The organism is Lacticaseibacillus sp. YLM2-1 (genome assembly GCF_056583465.1).
Genome location: NZ_CM152617.1, coordinates 2012598 through 2024501, shown reverse-complemented (window position 1 = coordinate 2024501; position 11904 = coordinate 2012598). Strand labels below are relative to the sequence as shown.

Here is an 11904-nt window from a genome sequence, read left to right as displayed (position 1 = left end):
GGCGAGGCGTAGATGCGTCAAACCGGCTGGCAAGGTGACCCGATCCGACCTCGTTTTGTTTATCAAAATGAGTTTCGGCTCGTTTTGGAGTCGCCGTGGGTACGACGACATGGTGTCACTCCCGGGGTGCGTTGCGTTTAAAAGTTGCTGTATTTAATTTGGTGAGGTGTGTTTATGTCATTAACAAAGGAACAATTCATTACAGAATTCAAAGATATTGCTTTGAAGCTGTATGCAGCACCGCTCGATGACCTGTCCACCCAACAGCTTTATCAGGCGTTGGCACTATTAACGCGGTCATATATTGGCCAACCTTGGGCCGAAACCAAGAAACGTTACGATCAGGAGGAGACGAAACAGGTCTTCTACTTTTCAATTGAGTTTCTGCCAGGCCGACTGCTGCAGTCGAATTTGCTAAATCTTGGCATTCTGAGTGAAGTTGAAGCAGGGTTGAATGAGTTGGGACTGCGACCGCAGAAAATTTTTGATGCTGAAGCAGATCCAGGTTTAGGCAATGGTGGTTTAGGTCGGTTGGCATCAGCGTTTATGGATGCCATGGCTAGTGTCGGCATGGCTGGCAACGGCAATGGTATTCGCTACCAGTATGGCTTGTTTAAGCAGGCATTTGTTAACGGCTATCAAGTGGAGCTGCCAGATGATTGGATGCGGAATGGTTTTGCGTGGGAAACCCGTAAAGAAAATCGCGCAGTCACGGTTAAATTCGGCGGCTGGGTTGAGTTACGCCCAAGTCGTAGCGGCAATCTGCGGGTGACCTATCACAATACTGACGATGTATTGGCTGTACCATACGATGTGGCCATGGTGGGGTACCACAATCAGGTGGTGAATAACCTGCGTCTGTGGTCTGCTGAAGCACCGATCAATGCCGGCACCGATTTTACGTTGGAACAAAAAGAACGGATCAATCAGATTACACAGATTCTTTATCCTGACGATTCCGATGCATCCGGCAAGCAGCTGCGATTGCGGCAGGAGTACTTCTTTACCAGTGCTGGGATTCAAAGCATCGTCCGCCATTATCGCCGAACCCACAACAGCATGGCCGGGTTTGCAGATCGCGTTGCCATTCATATCAATGATACCCATCCGGCAATGGCAATTCCGGAGCTGATGCGGGTGTTAATGGATGATGAGCATGTTAGCTGGGACGAAGCTTGGCGCATTACGCTCAAGGTGATGAGCTACACGAACCATACGTTGTTGTCAGAGGCGCTGGAAGTTTGGCCAATTGATATGTTCAGCGGCATGGTACCGCGAATCTATCAAATCATTCAGGAAATCGATCGCCGCTTCCGGCTGGTTTTCGTGCCGCAATTTGGTCAAGCAATGATTGATCGGATTGCGCCGCTTGGTAACGGACAGGTGCGGATGGCCTATCTCGCATCAATTGGTTCCCATGCGATCAATGGCGTGGCCCCAATTCATAGTGAGTTGCTTAAAAAAGACGTCCTGCATGACTTGTATCAAATCTTTCCAGAACGGTTCAATAACAAGACAAACGGCATCACGCCGCGGCGTTGGATTCAAATTGGCGATCGACCGCTTTCCCACCTTTTGGATAAAAAAATTGGGACAACTTGGCGGAAAAACCCGTTGGCATTGCGGCAGTTGCATGACTTCGCCGATGATACCCGGTTTCTCGACGATTTGAATGCTGCTAAGGCCGAAAATAAACGAGCATTGGCGAAGTATATTGATCAAGTTGTGCGCGTCAAAGTTGATCCTGATGCCATTTTTGATGTGCAGATCAAACGTCTGCACGCGTATAAACGGCAATTATTGCATGTCTTAGGGATTCTCGATGCTTACTTGGCGATCAAACGTGGCGAAAAACGACCAAAGCGTTTGCACATTTTTGGCGCTAAAGCTGCGCCAAGTTACGTTTATGCCAAGGAAATCATTAAGGTTATGAATGCAGTTGCCGATTTGGTCAACGGTGATCCAGATGTCAGCAAGTACTTGCAAGTTGTTTTCTTGCCGAATTATGGTGTCACCATGGCTGAAAAGATTATTCCTGCGGCCGATATTTCTGAACAAATTTCCACAGCCGGTAAGGAAGCCAGCGGCACCAGTAACATGAAGCTGATGAGTGCTGGTGCCTTGACCTTGGCGACGCTTGATGGCGCAAATATCGAGATCAAGGATGCCGTGGGTGATGACAACGTTGAGATTTTTGGGTTGACAGAGGAAGAAATTGCCGGTTATTACCAGCGTGGCGATTATCATGCTCGCGACTTTTACGATCAAGATCCACGCTTGCACGCCGCACTGGATATGCTGGTCAATGGGCAGATCCCGGGGATTGAAACAGAAGGTCGTGACATTTTCAATTCGTTGTTGACTTACAACGATGAATACTTCGTGTTGGCCGATTTTGAAAGTTATCTGGCTGCGAACGAAAGACTGGATAAGCTTTATCAACAACCGCGCATTTGGGCCAAAAAGGCGTTGGCTAATATTGCCGAAAGTGGCCGATTCTCGGCTGACTTTACGGTTCAACGTTATGGTCGCGAGATTTGGCATGTGGTGGCAAAGACACCAGAAGATGATCACGAGGCTTAAAGCGGTCATACAGAGGCTACTTTTGATGATTGTTTTTTAGATAACATGCAGAAAGTTGGCCGCGCAGCCACCAGCCTGAATCGCCGCGACGCCAGCTCGGACTTATCGGAAACACTCGATGTAGAATAGCATCTGATCAGCATGCCTTGGCGCTCATTGTTATCAATCCAGCTATCGGTTGCGTGATTAATGAAGGTTCATTTATCGGTTTTGAGAACGTTTCGTGTACATGACACATGGAGGAACACAATGTTTCAATTTGATTCATTTACCGATCGCCGACCTTTTGGCGCGGTGCAAAAAGGCACGGCTGTCACATTGACGGCACAGGCTGATGGTGCGGTGACACAAGCCACACTTGTCATCATGCCAGACGAACATTGCGATCAAACGCAATCCTTGCCGATGACGAAAAGCCCTAACGGCTACACAGTGACGTTTACGCCTCCTAATGACGGTCTTTGGTTTTATCATTTTGAGTTGCAAAGCGACAATGGCCGGGAACGCTTTGGTGCAGTCGGCGGTGGCTTTGGCGGGCTTGGTCAGCTTTACCCGGAAAATGTGGATGTGGTTAATTATCAGATGACCGTTGTGACCGCATTTGATCCCGTTCCGGCGTGGTATCAAAATGCCCGTTTTTATCACATCTTCGTAGATCGCTTCAATAATGGGAATGCTGACGGTCACGTGAATGCTCCGAAGGAAAACTCTTTTCTGTATGGGCGAAAAACCGATCGGCCCATGTATATTCGCGGGAACGATGGCGAGATCATTCGCTGGGATTTTTACGGCGGTAATCTGACTGGCATTCAACAAAAGCTGCCATTATTGGCAGCCCGTGGCATCAACGCCTTATATTTAAGTCCAATTTTTCAGGCGCGGAGCAATCATCGGTATGACACCGGCGATTATTTCGCAATTGATGAAGTTTTAGGTTCGCTGCATGACTTTAAGCAGTTTTTGGCGGCAGCGCATCAGTTGGGGATGCATGTCATTCTTGATGGCGTGTTTAACCACGTCGGCGCTGATAGCCGCTACTTCAATGCCGTCAATGAATATTCAGACGTGGGTGCGGCCAATAGCTTGGATTCCCCATATGCCTCGTGGTTTTCATTCAAGCGATTTCCTGATGACTACAATAGCTGGTGGGGCGTGAAGGATCTGCCAGCCATTAATAAGGATAATCAAGACTTTCATGACTTCATTGCGGCTAAAAAAGGTTCGGTGATCAGTTATTGGACTGACTTAGGCGTTGATGGGTGGCGCTTGGATGTTGCCGATGAATTGATGGACGATTTTATCCGGCAGATTCGCAGCACGCTTGATCAATTTCCGGAGCGGGTGCTGATCGGCGAAGTCTGGGAGGATGCCTCCAATAAACAGGCTTATGGCAAGCGGCGGCAATATTTTGAAGGCGGCGAATTGAATGCAGTCATGAATTATCCGCTGCGATCCATGTTGATTGCCTTGACAAATGGGCAGTTAAACGCGGCAGGATTTGTGCGTCAATTGATGACGTTGAAAGAGAATTATCCAACAAATGCGTTTGCGTTCAATTTCAACAACATTGGCAGTCATGATACACCACGGATTTTAACGATGTTGGATGGTGATCGGCGTAAGTTGCAGTTTATCGTCTCGCTATTTTACTGGCTGCCTGGGGTGCCGTGCCTTTACTACGGGGATGAGGCCGGGTTAACTGGCGGTAAAGACCCGGATAACCGCGCCTTTTATCCGTGGGGCCATGAAGATCAGGCTGTTTTGGATATTTATCAAATCGCGCTTCAGACCCGCATTGATCAGCCAGCCTTGGCTGCAGGTGCCGCTTTTTTCCCATTTACGTTTGAAGACAGTTTTGGCTTCGTCCGCCAAAATGATACCCAAACGCTGGTAGTTCTGGCCAATCCAACTGGATCACCGCAAGTGTTACAGGATCCGCATGCTGAATTAGTGCCAAAAAGTTTGCGCGCTTTATTACCAGTAGGCACGATGGTACCGGCAGGCGGTGTGATTTGGCAGCAAATTTAACGCTTATGTTATTGTTATGAATGCTGTGACGGCGCTTCGAGCCCAAAAACCGGTCTCGAAGTCGCCTAACAACATCAGCGACAAAGCCCGGTCGCTGTGTTGTTTGCACGGCTGAGCCCCATCTGGCCTACGATTGCTCCGCCTTGGCACTAATATCTTTAAAATTCCAATAGATTACAATAAGAAAAGGCAAACAGTTTCCGCTTTACAGTGGAATTTGTTTGCCTTTTTGATGATTATGAGTGATGTCCCAAACTATTATGTCTGAAGACAACGGTGGCTAAGGTTTACATGGTGACGGCCAAGGTTTCGCGCAGGCCGCTGGTTTGGTAAACGCGGGTATCTTTAGTAACGAAGATGGCTTCCTCACCCTCGGCTTCAACGGCATCGTAACCGGCAGGGATACCAGCATAGAATCCAATGGAGGATAACACATCACCGATCAGGCCACTATCGGCCACGACGGTAATGCTGGCCATGTCTGATTCGACGGGATAGCCTGTGTTGGGATCAAGCAAATGGTGATATTCTTTGCCGTTGATCTCTGAGTGCCGCTCATAAATACCAGTCGTCACGACGGCTTTAGGGGTGGTTGTCAAGGTGGCGATACTGCGTTTTCCCGGTGTCCGCGGGTCAGTGATTGGCCACTGCCATAACGGTACACCGCTGGCTGCATTACCGACGAGCCGCTGATTACCACCTAAGTCAATCAGCCCACCTTCAACGCCGGTTTTGTCCCAAAGATCATAGACTTGATCGACAATGAAACCTTTGGCGATACCGCCAAGATCAAGGGCCATGCCGGGTTTGGTCAGAAAAACAGTTTGATTTTCTGAATCAAGCTCGACAAGATCGGGATCAGTCAAAGCAAGCGCGGCAGTGACTTCTTCGGCAGTCGGAACATGGGCATCATCGAAACCGATGCGCCAAAGTTTGACGATCGGGCCGATTAAGGCGTTGTAACCTAATCCGCGTTTGCTCCAGGCGATCGCTTGAGCAATCAGATTGAACACAGGGCGAACCGGAATGTGAACAGGTTCTTTGCCGGCCTGCTTGTTGATCAAAGTCAGCAGGGATGCTTCATCATACAGCGATAATAAATGGGCATAAGCATTGATCATGCTGATGCTTTGATTCAATAGTTCATTAGCACCATCTGCATAAACGGTAAGCGTGTTATCCGCACCCAAACCATGAAAAGTGGTCGTCGTGGTCATATTGGCACCTCCAAAAATAATCGATTGACATGCATTCAGTATGAACGGTTTGCATATTGGTTGCAATCGTTACGATTTCAGGTAATATTCGTTATGAGTGAAATTTGATGCATACCGTGTTCTAAAGACGCAAGTTTCCGCAATCGTAAACGCGTTTATAAGGAGGCCATCATAATGGCGGCATATAGCTCTGCGCAACAAGAGGCTTTAAAAGAGTTTAAGCAAGATATTGGACATCTCAATGCGTTATCGAATTCAAGTCGACAAAAATTGATTATGATTTTGGGAACGGCAGACAATGATACAGGCTTAAAAGTCAACGACTTGGCTGATGCTATCGGTTTGTCACAGCCAGCGACCTCGCACCATCTGAAGCATCTCAAAGACATTGGCATGGTTGGCTCACGTCGCGAAGGCAATATGGTTTATTATTATCTGACCTTAGATGACACCATTGCTCGATTGGAACGATTGACAAGCGCTTTGAAGCGGCAAAACGAAAACGGCTGATATGAACGATGCTTGATAAAACCCGGCTATTGCTGGGCTTTTTTTATTGTTATGAAAAATTTTGTAAGAAAGCGCTCTCGCTATCATTTTGTAAAGTTATAACCAGTCACCGGTGCGTTATTTGAATTATAATAGCCTTTAATAAACAAATTAATTTATTCAGGAGGATGTCGCATGGATGCTGGTCGAAATATTTTAAAAGATGAACAACGCCGGTTTGCCCGCCTGAAAAGTGCCCAGCATGCTGCTGCACTGAATCTGATTGTATATGGCGGGTTGACCGTGGCAGAATTGTGGATCGCGCAGTTAGCTCATTCTCGGGCATTGGCTGCGGATGGGTTGAATAACCTGACTGGTGTGGCCTCTGCGTTGATTTTACTTTGGGGTTTGCAGATTTCCCAACAACGGCCTGACAGTGAACACCGATTTGGCCACTGGCGCTTCCTAGATTGCAATAATAAAGTTACCACCTAGAAAGAGGCTTGCTCACTGCTTGAACTGGGGTTTGCCAACGGAGACATTTTCTAGGTTTGTTATTGATAAGCGCTGTGGCTTGTTGAATATCGGTCTCTGAAACCTGATCAAACTGTGTTCCCTTCGGGAAATAGTAGCGAAGTTCTCGATTGAACCGTTCATTTGTGCCCCGTTCATTCGGGTGATAGGCGTGGCAAAAGTAAACCGGTATCCGATAGCGCTTTGTAAGCGCCTGATCGCAGGAAAACTCTTTACCGTGATCAACCGTCACTGATCGAACCGGACCCGGAAAGTCCACCATCAGTCTTGCAAATCCCTTGAGAACAGCATTTTGTGATAAGTTTTCAAGCTTAGTTGTCGCCATTAAACGTGTCACCCGATCGACAATGGTCAAAACAGCAGCCTTTGACCCGCGACCACCGCGAACTGTATCCATCTCTAAATGTCCTTTTTCGGTTCGCCGATTAGCTGACTCACTGCGAATCTCAATTGAGGTGCCTACTGCTTGGTTATAGCGCGACCGAAGGTCTTGTCTTCTTTTATGACGTTTACCGTGATCAAAGAGTTGGCTTGGCTGAAAATCGACTTGTCTTTGATAAATCCAGTGGTAAATCGTGTGTGGCGCACAGTGAACGGCATAACCGACCATTTCAGGGGACCAACCTAGGTTTAGCTTCTCAGTTACCATCCGCTTCAACTTAGGCGTTAAAATCGAGTGCCGACCACAACGATGCCGACAAGTATCGGCATGATCCTGAGCTATAATGGCGCAGTAATCACCTTCAGGGCAACGGTGAAGCTCATGCCTAATAGAAATACGAGAGCGGCCTAAGGTCGCGGCGATGTATTGAATCGTGTGGTGTTGCATCAGTTCTATCTGAGATCGTTCAATTAAGGTTATAATGGCCATGGGACCTGTCCTTCTCTCTAGATGGTATGTTATGCAAACACCATTTTAGCAAGAACGGACAGGTCTTTTTTCACATTTTCTGGGTGGTAACTTTAATTATGCAATCTAGGCTTTCAAACCATCGCAACACTCTTTTCTGGCTTAATCATGCTCGTCGTCGGTCTAGATGTTGTCATTGACGGCTATCACGGTCTGCAAGCTTGGTATCAAGGTAAGCTGCAGGTTCCCGGAGAACTTGCGGTTTATGTTAGCTTAGCGGCAGGATTGGCAATGGGCACCGTTTCACTGATTAACCATATTAGGGCGAAGCAATTGGACAGCAGTGTTTTGCGAGCGGCGGCCAAGGACAGCTTTGCCGACGCTGTGACCAGCGGTGGCACGTTACTCGCCATCTTAGGTGCCAAAGCTGGCTGGCTTTGGCTGGATGGTGGCGCAGCGGTGGCCGTTGGTTGTTTGATTTTATATGCGGCTTGGACTATCCTGCGAGAGTCCATTTTTGAATTAACAGATGGATTCGACACCAAAAAAATTGCTGCCTACCGCCAAACCATCAGTGCAGTCCCAGGTGTCAAAGGCGTTCAAAGTATTGAAGCACGATATGCAGGCGATGCTGTCTTGCTAACCATCGGTATTCGTGTCAATCCCAATATGACCGTAGCCGATTCCTATGATCTAGGAGAGCGCGTCGAACGCAGGCTCATGGATGAATACGATATTCTAGACGCTGACGTCAAAGCCTATCCAGCCGATCGAGATCCAAAAGAAGCACCACAAGACCCGCAAAAGTGAAAAGTTAGACGCACTTCAGAAGTGCTGCGTCATTAGCGCGAACTCCGGAAGAATGTCTAAAAAGAATAGAACCGTTCGCCTACATGTGTTAAGATCTAAACCATAAAGTCACCAGATGAGCCGCAGTAGTGGTCCTAGGCAGGTCTAAGAAAAACGGTGGTTGCTGCAAACCGTTCCGCCTTTGATCACGAATTACACCTCAATGAAAGCCTGGTTAACGGGTCATGCCGATATCCATTAGAGTGATGCAAAGCATAATGTGGGTGGTACCGCGGTGAAAATCGTCCCTGATCGTTGAAGATCAGGGGCTTTTTTTATGCCATTGTGAATGACCTTGACCAACGATCTAGACGTTGCCATCCTGCATCTCAGCTCACAGGTAGCGGTAAATTCTGGCAAAGACAAATTTTAGTCAAGAGCGTGAACTGGCGTGCTTAAAAGTTAAATGTAAGCGCCTTTTGGCCATAATAGCCCCAAGGCGCTTATACAGCGGTTGCTGTGCCAGCAAATGTGTTTAGGGAGGAACAAGTAACATGACAGACAGAGGCAAAATTTTAGACGAATTAAAGTGGCGTGGGGCGTTGAATCAATTAACCGATGAAGATGGTCTGCGGAAACTGACCGAGGAAAAAGCAGTCAGTGTCTACTGTGGCACCGATCCGACTGGTGATTCACTACATGTTGGCCATTTGATTCCGTTCATGATTCTCAAACGGTTTCAACTTCTGGGCCATCGTCCCGTGATTGTCATTGGTGGGGGCACTGGCTCGATTGGCGATCCATCCGGGCGTAATTCCGAGCGGGTCTTGCAAACCATGGACACGATTGCTGCAAATAAAAAGAAATTGACCGCCCAAATGGAGAACCTATTCGGAACCGATGATTTTCGGATTGTCGATAATTATGATTGGTTATCGAAATTATCCATGCTTGATTTTCTGCGGGATTATGGCAAGCTTTTTTCCGTTAACAGTATGCTAAATAAAGAAGTCGTCGCCAGTCGTTTGGAAAACGGCATCTCGTACACGGAATTCACGTATCAGATTCTGCAGTCGGTCGATTTCCTGCACTTGTTCAAACACGAAGATGTTCAATTGCAAATTGGCGGGGCCGATCAGTGGGGCAATATTACGGCTGGGATCGATTTGATTCATCGCATCGAGGGACCAGAAGCCCGTGCTTATGGTCTAACCAATCCATTGATGTTGAAGGCTGACGGTACCAAGTTCGGTAAGTCTGCTGGCGGCGCCGTTTGGCTTGATCCGGAGAAGACGTCACCTTACGAGTTCTATCAGTTCTGGTTCAATCAGGATGATGCCGATGTCGAGAAGTTCCTCAAGTTCTTCACGTTCTTGTCGCGCGATGCTATTGCCGAATTGGTTGAAGCAACGAAAACACACCCGGAAAAACGTGAAGCACAGCGTGAATTGGCGCGTGCGGTGACAAAGTTTGTCCACGGTCAAAAAGCGGTTGATCAGGCCGAAAACATCAGTGCTGCCCTTTTTTCCGGTGATGTCGCTGAGCTGAGTGCTGATGATATCAAGCAGGGATTCAAGCAGTTTCCAACAGTTGAGGCACCAGAAACTGCAGAAAACATTGTGACTTGGTTAGTCGACACTACCAAAATCGAACCAAGCCGCCGTCAAGCCCGCGAAGACATTCAAAATGGTGCGATCACGATCAACGGTACACGTCAGCGGGAGCTCGATTTCGAGGTTGATCCGAGCACTCATTTTGATGGCCAATATGTCATCGTTCGGCGTGGTAAAAAGCGGTACTTTTTAGTCGATATCAAGGCGGCAAAGTAACCCCGTAAGTCGCATGATTGGTATAGCCAATTGACTATTAAACAATAACTGTTAATAAAAATGACGACTAGCGATTTAGGCCAGTGATAAAACAAACGTTTATCACTGGTCTTTTTTTGTGCGTTCGACGCTCTTTTTCCTCTTGAAAATTACTGAAATAAAAAATCTTTATGAACTTCCTTATATCAAACCATGACAATATGTTGAAGAAAGTATTCTGATAGTAAACATGCTGTAACGAGACTGTAACAGTCCAGTGTTAATGTAGCAGTTGTGAACAAAACGAAAGCAGGAGTGACGATAAAGATGAAATTAAAGCAATTAGTTACAGGCTTTATCACAGTTGCAACATTGGCTGGGGTTGGGGTTTCAGGGGTGGCTGCCACAACAGTTAAAGCTGATGACGATAAGTCTAGTTTGACTGCCAAGAATGATGCCTTGATCAAGCAAATCCAAACGGCAAATGAAAAAACCGCGAAGTTGAGCAATGATGTTTCTAACAAAGCATTAGACATTAAGAATGCTGAAGAAAAAATTAGTGCTAGTCAGGCTAAAATTGCCTCTTACAACCAACAAATTGTTAAGGCGCAAGTCGAAGTCGGCAAGCGTAAAGACAATCTGAAGGAACAATTGATTTCATTGCAAAAGCAGGTTGGTAATTCAGTTACAGGCAATATCTATTTTGACTTTGTTTTGAATTCAAACAGCCTTACAGATCTTGTTGGTCGTTCACTGACGGTCAACAAACTTAGCCAAGCCAGTGCAGAAGCATTGCAGGCGGTTAAGGATTCACAGGCCAAAGTTAAGACCCTGCAAACTGAACAAGAAGCCAAGCAAGAAACACTTGTTGCGACAAAGAGCCAGTTGGAAAGCGACAAGGCTAAAATCGAAAGCTTAAAGAGTGATGCTGAAAAATCTGCATCCGATTTACAGCAAACACTTGAAGCTAACAAAGATAAGTTGGCTCAGTTGGCCGCCAGCGAAGATGCTGCTAAAGCTGCCGCAGCAACCGCTGCTGTTGCCGCAACACCATCTGCTTCTTCAACCAGCACCGCCTCAAGCAGTGCAGCTTCAAGTAGTGTTAACACCAGCACCAATACCAGCACCACCAGTGCTTCTTCAAGCGCCAGCGCTTCACAGGCACCTGCTTCAAACAATAGCTCAGTTTCAGTTTCCGGTGGCAGTATTGCTAGCAACGCTGCTAAGTATATCGGTGTTCCGTACGTTTATGGCGGCACTTCACCATCAGGCTTTGACTGCTCAGGTTTGATCTACTATGCAGCTAAAGAAGCTGGGATCAGCTTGCCACGGACTTCGCAAGCTCAAAGTACGCTTGGCTCATACGTTTCCGTTTCTGACTTAAAGGCCGGTGACTTGGTCTTCTGGGGCGGCGTTGGTAGTGCTTACCACGTTGGTATTTACATTGGCGGTGGCCAATATCTGCACGCACCAGCTCCTGGTCAAAACGTTACAATTCAGAGCATGGCATACTTCGCACCAAGCTTTGGTCGTCGTCTGTAAAAATATCGTTCACATCCTGCAATAGCATTTGAAAGGTCGATCAAGCGTGATCGATCTTTTTTTC

The 11904-nt window shown here is 47.2% G+C and carries 7 protein-coding genes and 2 pseudogenes; 7 read left to right on the top strand and 2 right to left on the bottom strand.

Going from position 1 to position 11904, the window contains the following annotated elements; genetic code table 11:
* Nucleotides 1-174 precede the first annotated feature (174 nt).
* Both AC07KQ_RS09810 and AC07KQ_RS09805 read left to right on the top strand, forming a co-directional pair.
* The gene (locus tag AC07KQ_RS09810) at nucleotides 175-2583 is read left to right on the top strand and encodes a glycogen/starch/alpha-glucan phosphorylase (protein ID WP_003580101.1); all 2409 of its coding nucleotides are present in this window, start codon (nucleotides 175-177) and stop codon (nucleotides 2581-2583) included.
* Nucleotides 2584-2832: 249 nt separating this feature from the next.
* The gene (locus tag AC07KQ_RS09805) at nucleotides 2833-4611 is read left to right on the top strand and encodes a glycoside hydrolase family 13 protein (RefSeq protein WP_003580099.1); all 1779 of its coding nucleotides are present in this window, start codon (nucleotides 2833-2835) and stop codon (nucleotides 4609-4611) included.
* Nucleotides 4612-4898: 287 nt separating this feature from the next.
* On the opposite strand, the gene AC07KQ_RS09800 is transcribed toward AC07KQ_RS09805, so the two are convergent.
* Nucleotides 4899-5828 (bottom strand): FAD:protein FMN transferase, encoded by a 930-nt coding sequence (locus tag AC07KQ_RS09800; protein WP_003580097.1) that lies wholly within the window; start codon nucleotides 5826-5828, stop codon nucleotides 4899-4901.
* A 174-nt stretch (nucleotides 5829-6002) separates the two neighbouring features.
* Here AC07KQ_RS09800 and AC07KQ_RS09795 point away from each other — a divergent pair, with 174 nt between their 5' ends.
* Nucleotides 6003-6338 (top strand): ArsR/SmtB family transcription factor, encoded by a 336-nt coding sequence (locus tag AC07KQ_RS09795; RefSeq protein ID WP_003566600.1) that lies wholly within the window; start codon nucleotides 6003-6005, stop codon nucleotides 6336-6338.
* A gap of 174 nt (nucleotides 6339-6512) precedes the next feature.
* Nucleotides 6513-6782, top strand: a pseudogene (locus AC07KQ_RS09790) (cation efflux transmembrane domain-containing protein); the annotation flags it as partial.
* Nucleotides 6783-6801: 19 nt separating this feature from the next.
* Here AC07KQ_RS09790 and AC07KQ_RS09785 read toward each other — a convergent pair.
* Entirely contained in the window at nucleotides 6802-7722 is a 921-nt protein-coding gene (locus tag AC07KQ_RS09785) for an IS30 family transposase (protein ID WP_003574021.1), read from the bottom strand.
* Between the two features lie 111 nt (nucleotides 7723-7833).
* Between AC07KQ_RS09785 and AC07KQ_RS09780 the strand changes: the two are divergent.
* The 3 genes and pseudogenes from AC07KQ_RS09780 to AC07KQ_RS09770 form a co-directional block, all read left to right on the top strand.
* A pseudogene (locus tag AC07KQ_RS09780) lies at nucleotides 7834-8511 on the top strand (cation diffusion facilitator family transporter); the annotation flags it as partial.
* Between the two features lie 533 nt (nucleotides 8512-9044).
* A complete protein-coding gene (gene tyrS / locus AC07KQ_RS09775; RefSeq protein ID WP_003570829.1) occupies nucleotides 9045-10319 on the top strand; it encodes a tyrosine--tRNA ligase in 1275 nt (424 codons plus the stop codon).
* Between the two features lie 306 nt (nucleotides 10320-10625).
* On the top strand, nucleotides 10626-11840 hold the full coding sequence (locus AC07KQ_RS09770; RefSeq protein ID WP_480156550.1) for a C40 family peptidase: 1215 nt from the start codon (nucleotides 10626-10628) through the stop codon (nucleotides 11838-11840).
* Nucleotides 11841-11904 lie beyond the last annotated feature (64 nt).

Bases quoted from the DNA above. Each gene is read 5' to 3' on its own strand.
- AC07KQ_RS09810 (WP_003580101.1), top strand. From the start codon at position 175: ATGTCATTAACAAAGGAACAATTCATTACAGAATTCAAAGATATTGCT.
- AC07KQ_RS09805 (WP_003580099.1), top strand. From the start codon at position 2,833: ATGTTTCAATTTGATTCATTTACCGATCGCCGACCTTTTGGCGCGGTG.
- AC07KQ_RS09800 (WP_003580097.1), bottom strand. From the start codon at position 5,828: ATGACCACGACGACCACTTTTCATGGTTTGGGTGCGGATAACACGCTT.
- AC07KQ_RS09795 (WP_003566600.1), top strand. From the start codon at position 6,003: ATGGCGGCATATAGCTCTGCGCAACAAGAGGCTTTAAAAGAGTTTAAG.
- AC07KQ_RS09785 (WP_003574021.1), bottom strand. From the start codon at position 7,722: ATGGCCATTATAACCTTAATTGAACGATCTCAGATAGAACTGATGCAA.
- tyrS (WP_003570829.1), top strand. From the start codon at position 9,045: ATGACAGACAGAGGCAAAATTTTAGACGAATTAAAGTGGCGTGGGGCG.
- AC07KQ_RS09770 (WP_480156550.1), top strand. From the start codon at position 10,626: ATGAAATTAAAGCAATTAGTTACAGGCTTTATCACAGTTGCAACATTG.